At 64.9% G+C, this 21085-nt stretch carries 18 protein-coding genes; 5 read left to right on the top strand and 13 right to left on the bottom strand.

Going from position 1 to position 21085, the window contains the following annotated elements; translation table 11 throughout:
- Positions 1-99: 99 nt before the first annotated feature.
- The gene (locus ALA01S_RS25015; protein WP_066342034.1) at positions 100-912 is read right to left on the bottom strand and encodes a LysR substrate-binding domain-containing protein; all 813 of its coding nucleotides are present in this window, start codon (positions 910-912) and stop codon (positions 100-102) included.
- Between ALA01S_RS25015 and ALA01S_RS25010 the strand changes: the two genes are divergently transcribed.
- From ALA01S_RS25010 to ALA01S_RS25000, 3 genes are read left to right on the top strand one after another with little or no spacing between them, the layout of a single operon-like run.
- Positions 848-2152 (top strand): aromatic ring-hydroxylating oxygenase subunit alpha, encoded by a 1305-nt coding sequence (locus ALA01S_RS25010; protein ID WP_307189721.1) that lies wholly within the window; start codon positions 848-850, stop codon positions 2150-2152. The genes ALA01S_RS25015 and ALA01S_RS25010 overlap by 65 nt on opposite strands.
- Positions 2142-3236, top strand: coding sequence for an FAD-binding oxidoreductase (locus tag ALA01S_RS25005; RefSeq protein WP_066342032.1), 1095 nt, complete (start codon positions 2142-2144; stop codon positions 3234-3236). Before ALA01S_RS25010 ends, ALA01S_RS25005 begins: the two co-directional genes overlap by 11 nt.
- Before the next feature lie 49 nt (positions 3237-3285).
- A complete protein-coding gene (locus tag ALA01S_RS25000) occupies positions 3286-4383 on the top strand; it encodes a DMT family transporter (RefSeq protein ID WP_084267918.1) in 1098 nt (365 codons plus the stop codon).
- Here ALA01S_RS25000 and ALA01S_RS24995 read toward each other — a convergent pair.
- From ALA01S_RS24995 to ALA01S_RS24945, 11 genes are all read right to left on the bottom strand, one after another.
- Positions 4380-5303: a LysR substrate-binding domain-containing protein gene (locus ALA01S_RS24995; RefSeq protein ID WP_066342030.1), complete on the bottom strand. Its 924-nt coding sequence runs from the start codon at positions 5301-5303 to the stop codon at positions 4380-4382. The genes ALA01S_RS25000 and ALA01S_RS24995 overlap by 4 nt on opposite strands.
- 144 nt (positions 5304-5447) lie before the next feature.
- On the bottom strand, positions 5448-6332 hold the full coding sequence (locus tag ALA01S_RS24990) for a glycine betaine ABC transporter substrate-binding protein (RefSeq protein WP_066342029.1): 885 nt from the start codon (positions 6330-6332) through the stop codon (positions 5448-5450).
- Between the two features lie 46 nt (positions 6333-6378).
- Positions 6379-7269 (bottom strand): ABC transporter permease, encoded by an 891-nt coding sequence (locus ALA01S_RS24985; protein ID WP_066342028.1) that lies wholly within the window; start codon positions 7267-7269, stop codon positions 6379-6381.
- A complete protein-coding gene (locus ALA01S_RS24980; protein ID WP_066342027.1) occupies positions 7266-8555 on the bottom strand; it encodes a quaternary amine ABC transporter ATP-binding protein in 1290 nt (429 codons plus the stop codon). Before ALA01S_RS24980 ends, ALA01S_RS24985 begins: the two co-directional genes overlap by 4 nt.
- A gap of 97 nt (positions 8556-8652) precedes the next feature.
- Complete coding sequence (locus tag ALA01S_RS24975; RefSeq protein ID WP_066342026.1) at positions 8653-10152, bottom strand: aldehyde dehydrogenase; 1500 nt, start codon at positions 10150-10152, stop codon at positions 8653-8655.
- Positions 10153-11069: 917 nt separating this feature from the next.
- The gene (locus ALA01S_RS24970) at positions 11070-12053 is read right to left on the bottom strand and encodes a porin (protein WP_066342025.1); all 984 of its coding nucleotides are present in this window, start codon (positions 12051-12053) and stop codon (positions 11070-11072) included.
- 532 nt (positions 12054-12585) lie between these two features.
- Complete coding sequence (gene glyA, locus ALA01S_RS24965; protein WP_066342024.1) at positions 12586-13845, bottom strand: serine hydroxymethyltransferase; 1260 nt, start codon at positions 13843-13845, stop codon at positions 12586-12588.
- A gap of 83 nt (positions 13846-13928) precedes the next feature.
- Positions 13929-14387, bottom strand: a complete 459-nt coding sequence (locus ALA01S_RS24960) for a serine dehydratase beta chain (RefSeq protein WP_066342023.1) — start codon at positions 14385-14387, stop codon at positions 13929-13931.
- A gap of 126 nt (positions 14388-14513) precedes the next feature.
- On the bottom strand, positions 14514-15512 hold the full coding sequence (locus tag ALA01S_RS24955; RefSeq protein WP_066342022.1) for a GlxA family transcriptional regulator: 999 nt from the start codon (positions 15510-15512) through the stop codon (positions 14514-14516).
- 59 nt (positions 15513-15571) lie between these two features.
- On the bottom strand, positions 15572-16474 hold the full coding sequence (locus ALA01S_RS24950; protein WP_066342021.1) for a dihydrodipicolinate synthase family protein: 903 nt from the start codon (positions 16472-16474) through the stop codon (positions 15572-15574).
- Between the two features lie 62 nt (positions 16475-16536).
- On the bottom strand, positions 16537-17856 hold the full coding sequence (locus ALA01S_RS24945; protein WP_066342020.1) for an NAD(P)/FAD-dependent oxidoreductase: 1320 nt from the start codon (positions 17854-17856) through the stop codon (positions 16537-16539).
- Positions 17857-18329: 473 nt separating this feature from the next.
- On the opposite strand from ALA01S_RS24945, the gene ALA01S_RS24940 reads away from it, so the two are divergent.
- Entirely contained in the window at positions 18330-18875 is a 546-nt protein-coding gene (locus ALA01S_RS24940; RefSeq protein WP_066342019.1) for a PEP-CTERM sorting domain-containing protein, read from the top strand.
- A gap of 67 nt (positions 18876-18942) precedes the next feature.
- Here the strand turns inward: ALA01S_RS24940 and ALA01S_RS24935 are convergent, their stop codons facing one another.
- Positions 18943-19689, bottom strand: coding sequence for a GntR family transcriptional regulator (locus ALA01S_RS24935; RefSeq protein ID WP_066342018.1), 747 nt, complete (start codon positions 19687-19689; stop codon positions 18943-18945).
- Positions 19690-19985: 296 nt separating this feature from the next.
- On the opposite strand from ALA01S_RS24935, the gene ALA01S_RS24930 reads away from it, so the two are divergent.
- On the top strand, positions 19986-21085 hold a 1100-nt coding region (locus tag ALA01S_RS24930; RefSeq protein ID WP_157119271.1), incomplete at its 3' end, for a HAMP domain-containing protein.

The following is a 21085-nucleotide window of genomic DNA, read 5'->3' as shown; positions in this document are numbered from 1 at the left end:
CTGTTCCCGTCCATCGTCACCGTGCCGGCCCGGTGGTTCGCCGGCTGATTGCCAGTGGCACACAACAAGGCGAGGCAAGGGCGCCGACTGCAGCCCCGCTCACTTCGACAAGCTCGCCGCCAGCCACTCCACGAAGATGTCCCGCAGCGGGTGCAGTGAGCGCCGCACGGGCACGACCACGTTGTAGCGGCCCTCGGCGCCGACCACGGCGTCGCCCAGGCGCACCAGCGTGCCGTCCTCCAGGTGGCTTTGCACCAGCAGGCCCCAGCCCAGCGCAATGCCGTGGCCGGCGCGCGCGGCCTGCAGCACGTCGGTGTAGTGGTTGAAGCGCAGCCGCGGCTGCGCCCCGGCCGTGGCGATGCCCGTGCGCATGAACCAGTCCTGCCACGAGTACCAGGAGCGGTCGATCGCGTCCTGCTCGATCAGCTCCAGCCCCGCCTGCCGGAACGGCGCCTGCCCGCCGCCCATGCGCTGCGCATAGGCGGGCGAGCACACGGGAAACACCTCGTCGGCCCGCGAGGCCAGCACCACGCCGTCCTCGAACGGCGGCAGGCCGTAGCGGATGATCACGTCCACGTCGCCGCTGTTGAGGTTGAAGCGCGAGTCCTGCGACATCAGCCGGATCTGCGCCGACGGGTGCAGCTTGCGGAACTCGCCCATGCGCGGCAGCAGCCAGAAGGTGGACAGCGCCAGCGTCGCGCCCACCGTCACCGTCTCCTGCCGCTTGGTGGAGCGCACCATTTCCACGCTCTGCGCGATGTTGGCGAAGCTCAGCGCCAGCGAGGAGGCCAGCACCTGGCACTGCGGCGTGGGCTCTATGGCGCGGTGGCGGCGGATGAACAGCAGCGTGTCCAGCTCCTGCTCCAGTTGCGCCACCTGGCGGCTCACCGCCGCCTGCGTCACGCCCAGCACGCTGCCCTCCCTCTCTTCGCTGCTGTCTTCACGCCGTCCCCATCACGCACTGCCGGCGGGGCTCTACACGCGGCCTGACGTGTTCGAGGCCGACATGCAGGTGTTCTTCCAGAACCACTGGATCTTGGTTGGGCTGGAATGTGAAATTCCCGAGCCGGGCGACGCGCAGGTGCTGGACATCGGCAAGGCCGGGCTGATCCTGCTGCGCGACGACGACGGCCAGGTGCGCGCCTTCCACAACACCTGCCGCCACCGCGGCGCGCGCATCCTCGACGCCGGCGCCACCGTCATCTCCAAGCTGGTGTGCCCCTACCACCAGTGGACCTACGAGCCCACGGGCGAGCTGATCCACGCGCCGCACATGGGCGTGGACTTTGACAAGTCCTGCCGCAGCCTGAAGCCCGTGGCCGTGCGCAACGTCGGCGGGCTGCTCTACGTCTGCCTGGGCGAGAACCCGCCCAAGGACATCGCCGTGCTGCAGGACGTGATGGAGGAGCGCCTGGCCCCCTACGGCCTGCGCGACGCCAAGGTGGCGCACCAGGTGGACGTCATCGAGAAGGGCAACTGGAAGCTCACCATGGAGAACAACCGCGAGTGCTACCACTGCGTGGGCAGCCACCCGGAGCTGTGCGTGACCTTCTTCGACCTGGACTTCGGCTTCGACCCCGCCGCCATGAGCGCCGAGGAGCGCGCGCGTGCCGAGCAGCACGTGGCCGACCGCATCGCCCGCGAAAAGCGCTGGGAGGCGGAAGGCTTCAAGTCCTCCCACGTCGAGCGCGTGATCGACTGCGAAACCAACTTCCGCACCCAGCGCCTGGCCATCAACGGCGGCGGCGAATCGCAGACGCCTGACGGCAAGGCCGCCTGCGCCAAGCTCATGGGCAGCATGACGCGCAAGGACCTGGGCGACACGCACCTATGGGGCCACAACGGCTGGAACCACTTCATGGGCGACCACGTGGTCAGCGCCATGGTCATCCCGCTGACGGCCGACACCACGCTGGTGCGCACCAAGTGGCTGGTGCACAAGGACGCCCGGGAAGGCGTGGACTACGACCTGAACAGGCTGACCGACGTGTGGATCGCCACCACCGACCAGGACGCCGACCTCGTCGCCCGCTCCCAGGCCGGCGTGCAGGATCCCGCCTACGAGCCGGGCGTCTACTCGCCCCACACCGAGAAGCAGCTCGACAACTTCGCCTCCTGGTACGTCCAGCGGATGCAGACCCATGGCTACTGAGCTGGCATGGCCCACTTCCTGCGCCCCGGGCGCGTACTGGAACCGCGAGGCCGACCAGGACCTCGTGTGCGTGGATGTGCGCGCCGAGACGCACGACGTCAAAACCTTCACCTTCCGCGCCCGCGAGGAGCGCTACTTCAGCTTCACGGCGGGGCAGTACTTCCTGTTCGAGCTGGACATTGACGGCGAGGCGCACAGCCGCTGCTACAGCGTCTCCTCCTCGCCGCTGGTGCCGCGCGCCATTGCCATCACCGTCAAGCGGGTGGAGGGCGGCAAGGTGTCGAACTGGCTGCACGACCACCTGGCCCCCGGCAGCACGCTGCGCGCCACCGGCGCCTCCGGCACGTTCACCTTGCCGGCGCAGGCGGACACCCCATTGCTGCTGGTGTCCGGCGGCTCCGGCATCACGCCCGTGATGTCCATGGTGCGCGCCCTGGCCGATGCGCGGCGCTACCCGGACGTCGTGTTCCTGCACGCGGCGCGCACGCCGGCGGACCTGGTGTTCCGCGACGAGCTGCTCTACCGCGCCAAGACCACGCCCAACTTCCGGCTGCTGTTCCTGCCCGAGAGGGCGGGCGACGAGCCGGGCTACACGGGCGTGACGGGGCGCGTGTCGGAGGCGCTTTTGAAAGTGGCGGTGCCTGACCTGGCGCAGCGCACGGTGATGTGCTGCGGCCCGGCGCCCTTCATGAAGGCGGTGCGCGAGCTGGCGCTGGCGCTGGGCGTGCCGGCCGGGCGCTACTTCGAGGAGAGCTTTGACGCCGCGGTGCTGGACGAGGAGGGGGCCGCTCCGGCGGCAGCCGCCGCGGCCGAGGCTGCCGCCACGTTCAAGGTCAGCTTCGCCAAGCAGGACAAGTGCATTGCCGTGGGCGCCGAGCAGTCGGTGCTGGCCGCTGCCCGCCAGGCCGGCGTGCGGCTGCCGTCCTCCTGCAGCAATGGACTGTGCGGCACCTGCAAGTCGAAACTGGTGTCCGGCTCGGTGGACATGAAGCACAACGGCGGCATTCGCCAGCGCGAGGTGGACGCGGGATTCTTCCTGCCCTGCTGTTCCAGGCCGCTGAGCGATCTGGTCATAGACCGCTGAATCGCCACCGCGGCTTTTCAGTTTCCATTGCGCACCAGGCGGCGCCGTGATGAACGGCGCCGCTTTTCATTGGGCCGCACCGCGCAGGCCGGCACAGGTTTTCACAAGCCGCATAACCTGGAGTCATGCCGCCTGGAAAATAAAGCGCATTGACGCTCACAGCCTGCCCGTCGAAAACTTCACCCTGAAAAATGGATTCGAATTTCGGCGTGAAGCAAAAGGCTGTTGCATGAAAAAACTGGACCGCCACGACCATGGCGTCATCTGTGTGCTGTTGTCGGTGGCGCTGTTTGCCGCCTACGACACGGGCTCCAAACTGGTCAGCGCCAGTGTTCCCCTGGTTTTGATTCTCTGGGTGCGCTATGCCATTCAAATGATCTGGATGGGCTTGAACCACCAGCGGCATGTGCAGGGCAAGGTTTGGCAAACCCGCCGGCCCGTCCTGCATGTCTGCAGGGCCTTGATCCTGCTGTGCTGCAATGCATTTTCCGTGCTCAGCTTCAAATACCTGCCCGTGGGCGAAGTCACGGCCATCGTCATGCTGATGCCGGTATTGATGACGGTATTTGCCGCCAAATCGCTGGACGAGCCCGTGGACCGCCTGCAATGGGCTTTGCTGGCCTTGGGGTTGGCAGGGGTGCTGTGCGTGGTTCGCCCCGGTTTGCGGCCGTGGGATGCCGCGATATGGCTGCCCATTGGGTTCCTGCTGACGTATACGGCCTTCCAAGCCGTGACCGGCGTGATCGTCAAGACGGAATCCACCGATTCGGTCTTTTTCTACACCAGCGTCACGGGTTTCACGGCACTGAGCTTGTTGCTGCCCATGGTTTGGGCCGGTTGGCCCGCGTTTTCCTGGGGTGCGCTGATTATCCTGATCGCCACGTGTTCCGCCGTCGGCCACCAATTGCTGGTGCTGGCCTACAGCAGGACCATGGCCTCCGCGCTGACGCCTTTCCTGTATTGCCAACTGGTTTTCGCTGCCTTGGGAGGCTGGCTGGCTTTCGGAGAAATTCCAGATGGGCCGGCGGTGTGGGGTGGCCTGTTGATCATGGGCAGCGGCGTGTGGAGCGCGCTGAGAAAACGCGGGGCAGCCGGGCAGGACACCCAGGTGCAGGCGCGGGTTTTGGCGCCGCGAAAGGCGGCCTAATCAAGGCCTTGCCTGATCCACTGCAGCAGCGTTTGCACGACGGGCCGATTCTCATTGCCCGGTGCGATCACCGCGTAATAGCTTTCCGAAGGCTGGACGGTGGCCTGGGTGATGCGGACCAGGCGGCCCGCGGCCAAATCGTCCTGGATCAAGGCACGCCAGCCCAGCGTGATGCCTTGGCCATGCAAGGCGGCTTGCACCGCATCGTTGAAAAGCGTGCAGCGCAAGCTGCAATTCAGGCGCGGCCTGTGAAACCCCAAATGCTTGAACCACTTGTCCCAATTCATCCAGTCCTCGGACGTGGCGTCGTAATCGATCAAGGGCTGCGAGGCCAGGTTTTCCGTGGTGATGGGCTGCGGATGGACGGCCAACCAGGCGGGCGAGCAGACGGGAAAGGCTTCGTCCTTGAACAGGAAAATGGAGGTGCCGTCCTGCCATTGGCCGTGCCCCCAGCGCACGGCCACATCAAACTCATTGCGCCGCAGGTCGGCATTGAACATCTGCGTGGTCAACCGCAACTTGATGGACGAATTCATGGCGCGCAGTGTCGCCAGATTGGGCAGCAGCCGAAAATGGGTGAGGGCGGCCGTGGAGGCGAGAATGATTTCCTGCTCGAAGTGGCCTTGTGCCAGCTCATCGTAAACGCTGGCAATCCCTTGCAGGGCCCCGGACATGGCCACGGACAAAGCCTTGCCCTCGTGCGTCAAGGCGATGGAACGATACTGCCGGACGAACAAGGCCGCACCCACCGATTCTTCCAGCAGCTTGATCTGCTTGCTCACCGCCGCCTGGGTAACGCCCAATTCGGCCGCGGCCTCGGTAAAGCTTTGAAGCCGGGCCACGGCCTCGAATTGAACCAGCGCCATCAGCGACGGAAAAAGGCGCCGGTATCCCTTGGCGGGCTGCGTGGGCATTCTCATGCGTTTAACTGTTCCATCAAACCTGCCGGAACCTTATCCCGCAGCGTACATATTCCTTGCAAGAACAAAATCAGGCTGCCCGACCCTGCTCGAATGAGCCGGGCCGGGCAGCCTTTTTCAAAAGCTCGTGGCGATCAGCTCAAATTACTGGGGCAGCCAGGCCTTGACCTTTTCCGGGTGGTTGTCCACGAACTTCTTGGCGGCAGCCTCGTAATTGTTGGTACTGTAGCCTTCGGCTTCGATGCTTTCAACGTCAGCCAAATCCAGCTTGAAGTTTTTCACGAAAGCGTAGGCCTGGGGAAACTTGGACGCAAATTGCTTGGAACCGAAGGCGTGGATTTGCTCCTCGCCACCCTGGCTGCCTTTGGGGTCCTTCAGGTAGCGCATATTCCACTTCTGGAACAGCCAATGCGGGCTCCACACCGTGGCCACCACCCATTGCTTTTGCGGGTAGGCGCGGGAAATGGTGGCCAGCATGCCGGCCTCGCTGGCGGACTGGAGTTTGTAGCCGGCGGCGCCCAGGTCGTATGCCTTCATCGTCGCCTCGGCGGCACGCATCACGCCGCTGCCGGGCTCGATACTCTGCACGGTGCCGTTGAACTTGGCCTTCACTTCCGGCTTGGCCAGGTCGGCAATGGAGGAGACCTCGGACTCCGGCACGTAGGCAGGCACGGCCCAGCCGTTCTTGCCGCCCGTGTAGAGGACGCCCACGTCATCCATTTCGGACTTGTACTTCTCGTAGTAGGTGGCGTGCGTCACGGGCAGCCAGCCGCCCATCATCACTTCCAGGCTGCCGCGGGCCACGCCCTGGTATTGAATGCCGATATCGGCGTTCACCAATTGCACCGGTTGCTTGAGCTTGGTTTCCAGCACGTATTTGGCAACGTGCACGACCGCCATGACATCCGCCCAATTGGTGTAGCCGATTTTCATCGGCTCCGCCGCAACCGCCGTGCCGGTGCCGGCACCCAGGGCAACGGCTGAAAACGTCAGCGTTGCGATGCAGGATTTGATGAAGCTTTTGCTCATGGTGACCTCTCCTTCGTGTGGTGAAACTCAAAATCGGGTTTGGGGATCAGGTGCGGAATGCGCGGCTCAAAGGGCTCTTGGCCTTGGACGCGGCGGGCTTGGCTTTCTTGGCCTTCCTGACGCCAAAACTCTCGGTCAGGCGGTCCAGAATGATGGCCAGCAGCACGACGCCCAAGCCGCCTTCGAAGCCGATGCCGATATCCAGGCGCTGGATGCCGCTGAGCACATATTCACCCAGGCCACCGGCACCGATCATGGACGCCACCACCACCATGGACAGCGCCATCATGATGGTTTGATTGACGCCGGCCATGATGGAGGGCAGGGCGTTGGGCAACTGGATTTTCCAAAGCATTTGCCACTCGGTGCTGCCGAAGGATCGGCCGGCTTCCAGCAATTCGGGGCGCACCTGGCGAATACCCAGCGTGGTCAGGCGGACGACGGGCGGCATGGAAAACACGATGGTCGCCAGCACGGCAGGCACCTGGCCCAGGCCGAACAGGATCACGGCCGGAATCAGATACACGAAAGCCGGCATGGTTTGCATGAAATCCAGTCCGGAGCGCATGACGACGCCCACGCGCTCGTTTTTCGCGCCCCAAATACCCAGCGGCACGCCAACGGCCAGGCTCAGCACCGTGGCCGCAATCACCAGGGCCAGGGTGGAAACCGTCTGGTTCCACAGCCCCATGTAATTGATGGCGCCCAGGGCCAGACCCACGAAAATGGAAAATACCGGCCCGCGCCGCCACAGCGCCAGGGCCACGAAGGCACCCAGCATCACATAGAAGGGAATGGCGGCCAGTCCCTGTTCCAGCAGCCTGACCACGCTGCTCAGTCCGGCCGAAAAGGCATCGAACCAGCTTCCAAAATGGGTGATCAGGAAATTGACAAACTGTTCGGCGAATTGGCCGATCGCGGAGGAAGTCGAGTTCATGCCATTCTCCGTTCCATCACTTGCTTGAGAATCGTTCGGCAGGACACCACGCCGGCCAGGCGGCCAAAGGTGTCGATGACCGGGACGTCGTGCGTCTGGCCCAGGGCAATATCGGCGAGCTGATGCAAATCGGCATCCAGCGATACTGCACCGGCGTCGGCCAGGAATGCCTCCTGCATGGAACCGGAGCCGGCCTGGTGCAGTGAATTTTGAGTGACGCAACCCTGGTATTTGCCGGATTCGTCGCAGACGTAGGCACACTCCATGGCACCGTCTATCATCTGGTTCAGATAGCGGGAGGCCGGTGCGCCGGGGTTGCAGGTGAAGGTGTTGCGTTCCACGCGCGTCAACATATTGGACGCCTTGAGGAAGCGCGACACGTCCACGTTGCGGAAGAAATCACGGACGAAATCGTCGGCCGGGGACTGAATCAATTCCGAGGGCGTGCCGACCTGAATCAGGCGGCCGTCCTTCATGATGCCGATGCGGCCGCCGATCTTGATGGCCTCGTCAATATCGTGGGAGATGAAGACGATGGTGCGCTGCTCTTCCTTTTGCAGGCGCAGCAGCTCGTTTTGCATTTCCGAGCGGATGAGCGGGTCCAGCGCGGAAAATGCCTCGTCCATCAGCAGCACGGAAGGGTTGACGGCCAGCGCACGGGCCAGGCCCACGCGCTGCTGCATGCCGCCGGACAATTCGCTGGGCAGCAGCTTGGCGTAGGAATCCAAACCCACGCGGGCCAGGGCGGTCTGGGCGATGCCGTAGCGCTCGGCCTTTTTCATGCCGGCCACTTCCAGGCCGTAGGCGACGTTGTCCAGCACGTTGCGGTTGGGCAGCAGCGCGAAGGACTGGAACACCATGGCCATTTTCTGGCGGCGCACGGCCTGCAATTCGGCGGCCGACATGGGCGCAATATCGCGGCCATCGAGAATCACCTGGCCGGCCGTGGGCTCGATCAGGCGGTTCAACAGGCGCACGAGAGTGGATTTGCCTGAGCCTGAAAGGCCCATGACGACGAAAATCTCGCCGGCACGCACGGAGAGGCTGACATTTTCCACCGCGACCATGTTGCCGGTCTCGGCAAAAATGTCGTTGCGGCCCATGCCTTGGCGCATCAATTCCAAGGCGCGCTCAGGCTTGGGTCCGAAAATCTTGGACAGGTTTTTCACCTGCAACAACTCGGTGCCGGAGGCGGCGATAGATCTGGCTGCAGACGACGCGGCGGCCGCCTTGACTGCACCCGGATGTACCGCTGCGCTTTGCGTGAATGTCAGGCTCGTACTCATTGGCATATCCTCATGATTTGATGCTGCTCGATGCCATCTGGATATTGGGTCGGCTTGGACAGGGCGTTTGGGCGCCCCGTCGTTATTCAGGGCCGAATCAAATGTTGGCGGCTTCGTTGTCCGTGAGATCCAGCCAGATCGTCTTCAGTTGGGTGTATTGGTCGTGCGCGTGCACCGACTTGTCGCGGCCGCCAAAGCCCGACTGCTTGTAGCCGCCGAAGGGGGTGGTGGAGTCGCCTTCGCCGAAGGCATTGATGGTCACCGTGCCGGCCTTGATGGCGCGGGCCGCGCGCAGGGCGCGCGTGCCGTTGGCGGTGAACACCGAGGCGGTCAGGCCGTATTCGGTGTCGTTTGCGATGGCAACGGCCTCCTGGAGGCTCTCCACCGTGAGCACGGCCAGGATGGGGCCGAAGATTTCCTCGCGGGCATGGCGCACGCCGTTGTGCTCGATGTCCAGGATGGTGGGCTCCACATAGCGCTCGTCGCTGGTCTTGCCGCCGTACAGCACCTTCTCGCCCGTGCCCAGGAACGACTTCACCTTGGCGAAGTGCGCGGGGGAGACCAGCGGGCCGACGCGGTGCTCGGGGTCCAGCGGGTCGCCCACGCGCCAGGCGTCGGCAAGCTTGAAGACCTTCTGCAGCAGCGCCTGCTTGACGTCCTTGTGAACGATGAGGCGGGAGATGGCCGAGCAGTTCTGGCCCATGTTCCAGAAGCTGCCGTTGACGATGTGGGCGGCCACGGCGTCGAGGTCCGTCACGTCGTCCATGACGATGCACGGGTTCTTGCCGCCCAACTCCAGCACCACTTCCTTGAGGTTGCTCTCGGCGGCGTACTTCAGGAAGCGGCGGCCGGTGGCGGTGGAGCCGGTGAAGGAGACGGCGTCCACGTCCATGTGGCGGCCTATGGGCTCGCCCACCGCGGAGCCGGAGCCCGTGATGACGTTGAGCACGCCCGCGGGCACGCCGGCCTCCAGGGCCAGTTGGGCCACGCGCAGGGCGGTCAGCGAGGTTTCCGCGGCGGGCTTGACCACCAGCGAGCAGCCGGCGGCCAGCGCCGGGCCAATCTTCCAGGCCAGCATGAGCAGCGGGAAGTTCCACGGCAGCACCAAGCCGACCACGCCGATGGGCTCGCGCACGACCATGGCCATGTGCTGGTTGGACGCGGGCGCGACCTGGTCGTAGATCTTGTCGATCGCCTCGGCGTGCCAGCGCAGGCAGTGGATGGTCTCGGGCACGTCCACGGTCTGGGTGTCGAACACCGTCTTGCCGCTGTCCAGGCTCTCCATCACGGCCAGCTCGTGGGCATTGGCCTCCATCAGCTCGGCCAGGCGCAGCAGCACGTGCTTGCGCGCGGTGGGGTGCTGCCTGGACCAGCGGCCGTCGTCAAAGGCGGCGCGGGCGGCGGCCACGGCCACGTCCACGTCCTGCGCGTCGCAGGCGGGCAGTTGGGCCAGCACCTCCCCCGTGGCCGGGTTGCTGGTGGAGAAGGTCGCGCCGCAGGCGGCGACGTAGGGCTCGCCGTTGACGATGGCCTGGGTCGGCAGCTTCAGCCCTTGGGCCAGTTGCTGGTAGGCGGTCTTGGTCAGCAATTCGGACATTTCAAACTTCCTGTGTGATCAGGTGGGTGAGTGCAAGGTCTGCCGTGGGTGCGTCTCGTGGACGGCGAGGTTGAAAGACGCGGTTGAAATTCAGATCGACGGGGCCGGCGCAGCGAATTCGTCGGCTTGTTCGTGTGCTCGCGCTGCGCAGGTCCGCTTGCTGCCTCCGACATTTGCACTACTGATTGTCTACAAATGGTAGACCTAAGGGTAAAATTTTTTACTGGGGTTTGTCCTAGGCGTTGCGTTCCGGCAGGGGGAAGAGCGGGGGGCGAACGCCTGCTTGCGGCGGGTTGTGCCGCGTGTTGGACGGTGCGCCCACGATATGCAGCAGGCCGGCCCGTGTGAGGTCGATTGCGACACGGGCGAGACGGATTGCGACAGTTCGGGGGAGGCTCACGGGCGGGGCGTTTTGCTGCTGTGGGTGCCGGTACTTCGCAAGCCCCGTGCCAAGCTCGGCCAGGCGCTCGGGGCCTGGGCCGCCGGCCCATCGGTCCCAGGCGAGAAATGCCGCATCTTGGGAAAATGCCCGGCACAAAAGGAAAATTTGGCTTCCTGGCGGTCGCGTGCTTGCAGGTCGCGGTGTTGGTCGTTGCGGTTTCAACGGCTTCACGGGTTGCCGCAAAGCGGCACCGCGGCTGGTTCATGCCCGGGGCTGGCGGGTGTGGCCGGCCCGCCTGGAGGGGGCGTCTCAAGGCTGTGCATGCGGCCCTGTGTTGGGGCCTGGCCATGCGCCCTTGCGGTGCAGGTTGCGGGGGCAACGGCGGGGCCGGGCACGCCGCCGCGCCTGGGCGCTGCGCCCCGGGCCCTTGGACGGCAAGACGGGACGCCCAACGAAAAAACGCGGCAGCCCCCAGGGGGTGCTGCCGCGCAAAGCGCCTTTAATTGCCCGACCGTCCAGTCGAGCTGCAAATCAATCAGAACGAGTGCGAAATACCCACGCCGTAGGTATTGAAGGCATCGTCCGGGCGCTTGCGGTGGGCAATTTCGCCGTACACCGTGGTGCGCTTGGACAGCGAATAGAAAGCGCCGCCGCTCACGATTTTGACCTGCTTCACGCCGTCCACGTCCACCTGGCCGTAGCCGCCTTTGAGCGTGGTGGCGCCCAAGCTGTATTCGACGCCGGCGGTAAATGCCTTGGCCTTGGACGTGTCGGTCTTGCTGACGTTGTAGACGGCCATCACCGTCACGGGCGAGAAACTCACCTTGGCGCCGATCAGGTTGTCGGTATGGCCGGCGCTGTTCTTGCTGTGCGCGCCCAGGGCGGAGAAATTGCCGCCGTTATAGGTCAGCGCCGTGCCCAGGGCGCGATTCTTGTCGCCATCCACCTTTTCAGGCGAGCCGCTGAAATGCACGGCAAAACCGTTGAAGGTCGGCGAATCGTAAAAGATGCCGTTGTTCAGGCGGCCGTAATCGGCGGACGGGGCGGCGCTGGTGCCGTTGCCGCGCGGGTCGGATGGGAAGTTGTAGTGCCAGGTATCCCAGGCCGGCGAGGCGACGCGGTCGAAGTTGTACCAGGGGTCGAATTGCCAATCGAGGTTGTTGACGGCGTCCAGGCGGCGGCCGAGCTTGATCGTGCCGAAGCTGCCCTTGAGGCCGACGGTGGATTCGCCGTGGAAGAAAGGCTTGTTGGTGTTTTCCAGCGTGCCCGTGTCCGGCTCGAAGCGGGTGGTGAGCACGAACAGGGCGGTCATGCCGTTGCCCAGGTCCTCCGTGCCGCTGAAGGTGAGGTAGCTGCGCGAGATGGGGCCGACGTTGGTCACGCGGGTGTGGCTGTCGCGGTACAGGCCGATGTCCACCGTGCCCGAGATCGTGACGTTGGACTGGGCCTGCGCGCCCGGAAGGGCCAGCAGCGTGGCGGCACAGGCGCACAGCAGTTGTTTGCACGCAGTAGTTTTCATGGATGACTTCCCCTTCAGGCAGGTTATTGGCGGACCCCTTGTCCGCTGACTTGAGAAAAACAACGAATAACAAGTCGCCGCTATTTCAATAGCGGTTCAATCTGCCGCGGCAAAGTCCATGGGGCGTCGGGTCGATTCATGCCCCTCCAAACAACCGCGTGAAATTCTGCAAAATCCCGGGCGTGCGCATGCCCCGAGAATGGGCGCACAGGGTCGTGAATGTTCAGGGAATCGTCGCGCACGGAATCACAAATCCGTGCAACTTCTAAAATACTGTTTTGGTCTTCTGTCTACAAATAGTAGAACAGTTATACGTTGCGAACAATAGGGTTTTCACCTTTTTGCCGCAGAAGCTGCAATTTTCATTTTTGGTAAGGCATGGAGTGGGTTTATCGGGGCTTCGCGCGCCGTGAACAATGTGGATTGCGACGATTTTTATGCGAATTGCGACAAGGTTTTCGCAATTCGATGGAAACCCTGCCGGCGCGGGCGCCCGCGTCGGCAGGGCCCCCGCGTGCCCCGCGCCATGGCGTCAGGCGTAGACGGGGAAGTCGCGCGTGAGGTGGGCCACCTGGTTGCGCACCTCGGCCAGCGTGGCGGGGTCGTTGGGGTGGTCCAGCAGGTCGGCGATGAGGTGGCCGACCTTGCGGGCCTCTTCTTCCTTGAAGCCGCGCGTGGTCATGGCGGGCGAGCCCAGGCGGATGCCGCTGGTGACCATGGGCTTTTCCGGGTCGTTGGGAATGGCGTTTTTGTTGACGGTGATGTGCGCCTGGCCCAGCAGCGCCTCGGCGGCCTTGCCGGTGATGCCCTTGGGGCGCAGGTCCACCAGCATCACGTGGCTTTCGGTGCGGCCGCTGACGATGCGCAGGCCGCGCTCCACCAGCGTCTGCGCCAGCGCCGCGGCGTTCTTCACGACTTGCCGCTGGTAGCGCTGGAAGTCGGGCTCCAGCGCCTCCTTGAAGGCCACGGCCTTGGCGGCGATGACGTGCATGAGCGGACCGCCCTGCAGGCCCGGGAACACGGCGCTGTTGATGGCCTTCTCATGCTCGGGGCGCATGAGGATGATGCCGCCGCGCGGGCCGCGCAGGCTCTTGTGCGTGGTGCTGGTGACGATGTCGGCGTGCGGGATGGGGTTCGGATATTCGCCCGCGGCGATCAGGCCGGCGTAGTGGGCCATGTCCACCATGAGCAGCGCGCCGACGTCCTTGGCCACGCGGGCGAAGCGCTCGAAGTCGATGCGCAGCGCGTAGGCCGAGGCCCCGGCGATGATGATCTTGGGGCGGCTCTCGTGGGCCTTGCGCTCCATGGCGTCGTAGTCGATCTCTTCCTGCTCGTTGAGGCCGTAACTCACGACGTTGAACCACTTGCCGCTCATGTTGAGCGCCATGCCGTGGCTCAGGTGCCCGCCCTCGGCGAGGTTCATGCCCATGAAGGTGTCGCCCGGCTTCATGAGGGCCATGAACACGGCCTCGTTGGCCTGCGCGCCGGAGTGGGGCTGCACGTTGGCGGCCCAGCCGTGCTTGTCGGCGCCGAAGAGCTGCTTCACGCGCTCCAGCGCGAGCTGCTCGGCCAGGTCCACGTACTCGCAGCCGCCGTAGTAGCGGCGGCCCGGGTAGCCCTCGGCGTACTTGTTGGTGAGCTGGCTGCCCTGCGCGGCCATCACGGCCGGCGAGGTGTAGTTCTCGCTGGCGATCAGCTCGATGTGCTGTTCCTGGCGCTGGTGCTCCTGCTGGACCACGGTCCACAGGTCGGGGTCGACGGCTTTGAGGGTCTGCTTGGCGTAGGTGAACATGGTGGATGCCCAGGTTGTGGTGTGGCGAGAAAGCTCATCTTCTGGCGGGGGCGCCGCGCACGCGTTGCGGCTTGCGACGTCCGCTATGCCGTTTCTGACATGGGCGCCAGGCGCGCGGGCGGCACTTCGAAGCGCTCGTCCAGCAGCAACTGGCCCGCGGGGTCGAAGGCGCTCAGGCGCAGGGCGCAGCCCGCGGCGGCACTTGCATGCGTCATGTGGCGGCGCGCCTCGAAGGCGATGCGGCGCTGGCCCAGCAGGCGGATTTCGCGCTTGTCCTGGATGCGGCGCAGCAGCCGCGAGGTGGAGCCCGCATCCAGCCGGTCCATGTCGAACCCTTCCAGGCCCAGCATGACGGCATGGTCCATGGCCGTAGCCGCCGGCCCGTGAAGCTCGCATTTCAGGCGCCACGTGCGCTGCAGCAGGCCGCCGCGCTGCAGCGCCTGGGCGAAACGGCGCGCCGCGTCCATGGGCGCGGCGGTGGCGGGATCAGGAACCAGATCGGGGGCCGGCGAGCCGGCCTGCAAGGCGGTGGAGAGCGGCATGGCGGTTGGGCTGCGAAGCCAGTGATGCAGGGCCCATCGTGCGGCGCAGGGGGCGCCGGCACGCTGCCGTTTGCGACGTGAAGCTGTCGCGATGCGACGCGCCCGCCTGGTCGTTGGCCGCGCGCCTCAGCGCGCCTCCACCCGCCCGCTCTGGCGCACTTCGCGCGGGCTCATGCCCATGGCCTTGCGCACGAAGCGGGAGAAGCTCGCGCCGTCGTGGAAGCCGCATTCGAAGGACACCTCGGTGACGTCGAGGTCGGTGTTCTGCAGCAGCCAGCGCGCGCGCTCCAGGCGCAGCTTGGTGCGGTACTCGGCGGGGCTCAGGCCCACGTCGCGCTGGAAGCGCCGCTCCAGCTGGCGCCGGCCTATGCCCAGCGGCTCGCACAGCTCCTCGATGGGCGCGGGCGAGTGCAGTTGCTGCTCCAGCAGCAGCATGGCCTTGTGCACCGTGGTGTCGGTGGAGCGCACGGACACCACTTCCTCCGGCTGCAGCGTGCGCGAGGGCAGGGGCTGCTCCTCGATCATGATGCGCAGCGCCTTGACGGCGCTGGCCCGGCCTATGGAGCGCTCTATGAGGTGCGCGGCCAGGTGGACCACGCTGGTGCCGCCGGCGCAGGTGAGGCGGTCGCGGTCGGCCACGAACATCTGGTTGGAGACGATGCGGCACTCGGGGAACTCGGCCACGAACTCCTCGCGGTGGAACCAGCTCACGCAGGCGAGGTAGCCGTCCAGCAGCCCGGCGCGCGCCAGGACGAAGGAGCCCGTGCACAGGCCGATGAGCTTCACGCCCTTGGCCGCCGCCTCCTGCAAAAAGGCCGTGAGCCGCGCCGGCACGCGCTGCCCGCCATGCAGCAGGCCGCCGACCACGACCAGGTAGTCGTAGTCCTGCGGCGACTCCAGCGGCGCGTTGGGCACGACGCTGGTGCCGCAACTGGAGAGGATGGGGCCGTCCGCCGTGTCCAGCACCGCCCAGCGGGCGAGCTGGGGGCGGCTGCGGTCGCCCTCGTCGGCCGCCAGGCGCAGCGCATCGACGAAACCCGCGAAGGCGGTCAGCGTGAACTTGGGCGCGAGCAGGAAGCCCACCCGCAGCTTGGGCTCAACCTTTTGGCGTGCGTTCGATCTCATGGCCGAAGTGTCCCGTGCGCGGCCAGCGGCCGCAAAAAGCGCCCTGGAGGGCCCAGGCCTCAGCGGCCCTGGACGATGTCGGCCACGTTGCGCTTGAGCGTGGCCACGATGCCGCGCAGCGTCTCCTTCTCCTCGCCGGTGAGCGGCTGCAACGGCGCGCGCACGCTGCCCGGGCGCAGGCCGCTGAGCTCGCAGCCGTGCTTGATGGATTGGACGAATTTGCCGCCTTCCAGGAAATCCATCAGCGGCATCATTTCCGACATGATGCGTCGGCCCTTGTCGAAATTCCTTTCGACCACGCAGGCCTCATAAAGCGCCACATGCTCTTGCGGAATGAAATTCGAGCCCGCGCACACCCAGCTGCGCGCACCCCAGGCGAAGAATTCCAGCGCCTGGTCGTCCCAGCCGCAGGACAGGGCGATATTCGGATATTGGCGCGCCAGCTGGTGCACGCGGCCCATGTCGCCGGAGCTTTCCTTGATGGCCACGAAATTGCCGGACTGGGATATGGCCTTGAAAAACTCGTCGCCCATGCTCACGCCCATGCGCGCGGGGTAGTTGTAGAGCATGATGGGCAAACCGGCCGCCGCATCCACGGCCAGGGCATGGGCGGCATTTTCCGCCTCGGTGGGCAGCGCATAAGGCGGCGAGCCCACCAGCAGCGCTTCGGCCTTGATGGATTTGGCCGCGCGGGCATATTCCACCGAATCTTCGGTGCGAATGGCGCCGGTGCCCACGATCAGCGGCAGGCGGCCATTGATCACGTCCTTGGCCTGTGCCGCCAAGTCCAGCCGCTCGCGCGCGGTGTGGGCATAGTATTCGCCGGTGGAGCCGCCAATGATGATGCCGTGTACCTTGGACTGGATCAGGTATTCCAGCGCTTCGGCAAAAGCGGTCTTGTCGATGGTGCCGTCGGCCGCCAGCGGCGTGATGGCCGGGGTGTAAATGCCTTCAAATTTCATGTGATTGCTCCGGGTATTGAGGGGCGAAGGCCCTTGAAAATCAGCTTGTGGGCCGAATGGGGTCAGCTTTCCTTGCCCGCGCGGTGCTGGCCCCACAGCAGGTTGAGATTCACGCCCATGGACAAAAAGGGTTGCGGCGGGTTTTTGTTTGGGCCGGGCGAGGACAGGAGGAAATCCGTCAGGTCGTTGCGTTCGCCGGCCAGCCAGTCGGCCAGCAGGGCGCCGGTGGCGGTGCCGCGCGTCACGCCCAAGCCGTTGCAGCACAGGGCGCCGTAGACGTTGGGCGCCAACTGGCCAAACTGCGACATGTGGTTGCGCGCCATGCTCAAGGCGCCGCCCCAGGTGTATTCGAAATTCACGCCGTCCAGCATGGGGAAGCGGCGCTCGAAAGATTCCCGGTGGCGGTTCACGAAACGCTGCAGGTATTTGGGATGGCTGCGCCCGTCCGGGTTGAAGCTGAAACTGTTGCGCACCAACAAGCGGTTGTCCACCGTGCGCCGCAGCGTGGTGCCGAACGGGTCGGCCGGAATCACGCCCCAGAAGGGTTTGCCGCCCAAGCGCTTTTGTTCCTCGGCCGTCAGGGGGCGCGTGAGGCTGGCATAGGTGAATACCGGCAGCATGCTGCCCTTGAGAAAACCAAAGCTCATGCCGAAGGCATTGTTGGTCAGCACCAGTTTCTCGGCCGTGATGCTGCCGTTGCGGTGCCTGAGCGTGGTGCGGGGCCCATATTCCACGTCGGTGATGGGCGTGTGCTCATACAGCGTCACGTTGTCCGGCAGGCTGTCGGCCAAGCCTTTTACCAGCGCCGCGGGCTGGATCAGCACGGTGCCGGGCGTGAACAGCGCTTTTTTGTAGAAATGCGTGCCTATGTGATTGGGAAGATCATTTTCCCCGATCATTTCATAGGGCTGGCCCAATTTGTCCAGGCCGCGGCGGTAGGCGTCCAGCACGGCAATGCCGCGCTCCTCTATGGCCGCCTGGTATTTGCCGACGGCGCGCATCTGGCAGTCGATCTGGTGTTTTTCCACCAGATCCCGCAATATCGACTGGCCGGTCAGGTTGAGCTTCAGGACGGTTTTGGCGGTCGCGATGTCGCCAATATAGTCCTCGGCGCCAATATCGTGAGGCAGATCAATGGCAAAACCCGCGTTGCGGCCGGAGGAGCCGTAGCCGACTTGCTGCGCTTCGACGAGGACGATTTCCTCATCCGGGCAATGCAGCGCCAATTGGCGGGCGGCGGCCAGGCCGGTGAATCCCGCGCCCACCACCACCCAGCGGGCGTTGCGCGTGCCCTGGTGCGCGGGACGGGGTTGGCGCGGCTTGCTCAAGTGGAACCAGCCGCAGGTGGCGTCGTCAGCGGGGAGTGAAGTGACTTTTGGCATTTTGGCGGCCTGCCTGAGATTGGACGGAGAGCGCGTCCGACATCGCTCAACTTGTTGTCTACAAAACGTAGACATAGTGTAGGTGACGGGTAGACGAAGTGTCCATAGGGTTTGCCTCAGCGGCAGCCCAACGCTTGTCGAGAGCGGTCCGGACGCTCGAGTCCCAGGGCAGGTCCATCTGCCGGAGCGGGCTTGGATGGGGCCGTCCCGACCCCGCGCGCCCTTGACCGGTATTCAAAAATGTGTCGAAAAGTTTTACATCCAGAACTGATGAAAGCTTGAAAGATTTATTAAGTCATTGATTTGCAAAGAGTATTTTTATCTGGTTCACTTTTTGCTACATTTTGTTTCGTGGGCTCTGGTTTGACCGTGAGCGGTTGGCCGCTCGTGGACCTGTGGGGTGCGGATGCCGCTTGGCGGCTGCATGCACGGGACAGGGCCCCTCATGTCCAACAAGGAAGGGAAACGTACCTATGAAAAAGAATTGGCTCAGCGCCGGCCTGACGGCTGCTCTCCTGGCCGTGGCCGCCGCCGTGCCGGCCGAGGCCGCAGTGTTCAAGTTCACGTTTGACAGCACCTTCGACGGGACGGTGACCCCGCCTTATGTCGGTGCAGGCACATTCAGCTTCGACGGCGCCGCCACGGCCGGCACCTATGCGCTGAGCTCGTTGAGCAACTTCGCCTTCGACTTCACCATCCATGGCGTCAACTTCACGAACGCGAACCTTTCCACGCCCGTGAACCACATCGCGGTGTCCATCGCCTCCTTGGGTCAGGACCTGGTGGTGAATTTCGGCGGCAGCGGTGGCGGCCTCTACGGCGGCTCTGCCGACTTCACGGAGTCCGGCAGCCAGTTGTCTTTCCAGCCCAATTTCGGCTCGCTGTTCTTCAGCGGTTCCGCCTACGGCACTTACCAGGGCATCCTGGACACCAGCCATGCCGTTCCGGAGCCGATGAGTGCCGCGCTGGTGCTCTTCGGTCTGGCCGGCGTTGCCGCGTCGCGCCGCCGCCGCGCCTGAAGACGGCACGCCACGAGCCAGCCCCGGCCGCAGCGCCTCCCGGCGGACGGCTTGAGGCCGGTGAGCGTCAGAGCGCCAGCGGCACGTCCACGCCCTCAGGGGCGGCGTACTCGGCCATGCGCACGCGCGAGAGCTCGAAGTGGGCGCGCACCAGCTTGCCGGCGGCCTCGGTGTCGTGGCGCTCTATGGCCGCGATGATTTCGTCGTGCTGCTGCACGGCGGTTTCCAGGTTCTCGCTCATGTCCCGCGTCGTCGGGTGGCGATAGAAAATCTTGCCCAGCCGCGCGTGGTCTATCAGCAGGCGGCGCAGGCTGGGCATCAGATACGGGTTTTGCGCCATTTTCCCGATCTCCAGGTGAAACTGGTCGTTGTAAATGACGCGCCCCTCGACATCATTTTCCTCAATCGCCGTGCGGAAGCGTTTTTGAATCGCCTTCAGCTCGTTGATTTCGGTGCGCGAGGCATTGGCCGCCGCCAATTGCGTGGTCGCAATGTAAATCAGCGGCGCGGCCTGGAAAAAGCTGCGCAGCGAATGGAAACTCATGGACGACACGCGGGCGGCGCGGTTGGCTTCCAGGTCTATATAGCCTTCGGCGGCGAGCTGGCGCAGCAATTCCCGTACGGGCGGGCGCGACAGGCCAAATTCCTCGCTCAGCGCCATTTCATCGACCACCGAGCCCGGCGCCATTTCCATGCTCACGATTCTGCGGCGCAGGGTTTCGCCCAGCACCGCTTTGCGGTCGGTGGGAATTTCGGCGAAGGCCGCGGTATCATTTTCCTTGTCCGTCTTTGATGATGTTTTGGGTGCTGGCATGGCAGGGCGTCCGGTGTATTGAGCGTTTCGGCGGTATTGAAGGTATTGCCGCTCCAAAGTGTATTTTAATTTTAGACAATGGGTCTATCAATGTTGGGGACGATCCGCTGGATAAAGCGCACGCCGGCCTGCTGAACATGTCTTAGTTGACATAAGGTGCATTGCCGATAAAAAGAAACGCTCCTTTCGCCCCGTGTTTTCCCTGGTACGCGCTTTCCGCCCTACACGGGCCGTGGCTTGCGCCGAAGTGAGAGCTGCAACGCATCCATTCCTACAACAGTTCCCCGGATCCCTTCATGAAGCTCTTGCACAACATTTCGGTAGCCAAGCGGTTGTGGCTGATCTCGCTGCTGTCCGTGATGACGCTGATCGTCACGGGCACCGTCACCCAGCAGCTTTCGCACCAGGCGCTGAGCACGGCGCTGCAGCAGGTGGAGGCGCAGGACGAACGCATCGCGCTGGCGCTGCGCTGGCGCGGCCTGGCCGCCGCGGGCACGGAGGCGGTGGTGGCCAAGGCCGTGGGTTCCGAGGCGCTGCTGCAGGAAACGGTTACGCCGCGGCTGAAAAGCATCATCGGCGCGGTCAACGAGGTGCAAAAGCGTGCCACCGAGGGCGTCACCAGCGACGCCGAGCGCCAGGCACTGGACAAGGTGGCGCAGGCGCGCGCCAGCATCCTGGCCGTCACCCGCGAGATTGACGAGGCGCGCAAGGCCGGCGACGGCAACGCCGCCGTGGCGGCCATGGAGCAGCGCCTGAAGCCCACGGCCGAGCGCTACCTGGGCGCCATGGACGAGTTCGTGGCCGTGCAGCAGCGCCAGCGCGACGAGTCCAAGGCCCAGGCGCTGGCCCACGCCCGGCGCGTGCAGCAGGCCGGCTGGGCCGCGATGGCCGCGGTGCTGGCGCTCAGCGTGGTGAGCATGGCGTGGATGGTGCGCTCCATCACCCGGCCGCTGCACGCGGCGGTGCAGGCCGCGCAGACCATCGCGGCGGGCGACCTGACGGGCCGCTTTCCCACGGACCGTGGCGACGAGCTGGGCCAGTTGATGAAGGCCATGGACGGCATGTCCACGCAGTTGCACGGCCTGGTGGTCGAGGTGCGGCAGGGCGTGGAGTCGGTGGCCACGGCCTCGGAGCAGATCGCCCACGGCAACCTGGACCTCTCCTCCCGCACCGAGCAGATGGCCAGCAACCTGCAGCAGACCTCCAGCTCCATGGACGAGGTCACCGCCACCGTGGCCCAGGCGGCCGACACGGCGCGCCAAGCCAACCAGCTCGCCACGGCGGCGGCGGACTCCGCCAGCCGCGGCGGCGAGGTGGTGGAGCAGGTGGTCAGCAGCATGGCGCGCATCAGCGAGGGCTCGCGCCGCATCGGCGACATCATCGGCACCATCGACGG

Origin of the sequence: Azohydromonas lata NBRC 102462 (assembly GCF_001571085.1) — a bacterium.
Taxonomy (GTDB): Bacteria; Pseudomonadota; Gammaproteobacteria; order Burkholderiales; family Burkholderiaceae_C; genus Azohydromonas; species Azohydromonas lata.
The sequence above is the reverse complement of the archived record's forward strand: the minus strand, read 5'-3'. Positions and strand labels throughout refer to the sequence as shown.

Coding starts and splice junctions, on each gene's coding strand:
- ALA01S_RS25005 (WP_066342032.1), top strand. CDS start 2,142: ATGGCTACTGAGCTGGCATGGCCCACTTCCTGCGCCCCGGGCGCGTAC.
- ALA01S_RS24955 (WP_066342022.1), bottom strand. CDS start 15,512: ATGAGATCGAACGCACGCCAAAAGGTTGAGCCCAAGCTGCGGGTGGGC.
- ALA01S_RS25000 (WP_084267918.1), top strand. CDS start 3,286: ATGAACGGCGCCGCTTTTCATTGGGCCGCACCGCGCAGGCCGGCACAG.
- ALA01S_RS24985 (WP_066342028.1), bottom strand. CDS start 7,269: ATGAACTCGACTTCCTCCGCGATCGGCCAATTCGCCGAACAGTTTGTC.
- ALA01S_RS24980 (WP_066342027.1), bottom strand. CDS start 8,555: ATGAGTACGAGCCTGACATTCACGCAAAGCGCAGCGGTACATCCGGGT.
- ALA01S_RS24990 (WP_066342029.1), bottom strand. CDS start 6,332: ATGAGCAAAAGCTTCATCAAATCCTGCATCGCAACGCTGACGTTTTCA.
- ALA01S_RS24970 (WP_066342025.1), bottom strand. CDS start 12,053: ATGAAAACTACTGCGTGCAAACAACTGCTGTGCGCCTGTGCCGCCACG.
- ALA01S_RS24995 (WP_066342030.1), bottom strand. CDS start 5,303: ATGAGAATGCCCACGCAGCCCGCCAAGGGATACCGGCGCCTTTTTCCG.
- ALA01S_RS24935 (WP_066342018.1), bottom strand. CDS start 19,689: ATGCCAGCACCCAAAACATCATCAAAGACGGACAAGGAAAATGATACC.
- ALA01S_RS24960 (WP_066342023.1), bottom strand. CDS start 14,387: ATGCCGCTCTCCACCGCCTTGCAGGCCGGCTCGCCGGCCCCCGATCTG.
- ALA01S_RS24950 (WP_066342021.1), bottom strand. CDS start 16,474: ATGAAATTTGAAGGCATTTACACCCCGGCCATCACGCCGCTGGCGGCC.
- ALA01S_RS24945 (WP_066342020.1), bottom strand. CDS start 17,856: ATGCCAAAAGTCACTTCACTCCCCGCTGACGACGCCACCTGCGGCTGG.
- ALA01S_RS24940 (WP_066342019.1), top strand. CDS start 18,330: ATGAAAAAGAATTGGCTCAGCGCCGGCCTGACGGCTGCTCTCCTGGCC.
- glyA (WP_066342024.1), bottom strand. CDS start 13,845: ATGTTCACCTACGCCAAGCAGACCCTCAAAGCCGTCGACCCCGACCTG.
- ALA01S_RS24975 (WP_066342026.1), bottom strand. CDS start 10,152: ATGTCCGAATTGCTGACCAAGACCGCCTACCAGCAACTGGCCCAAGGG.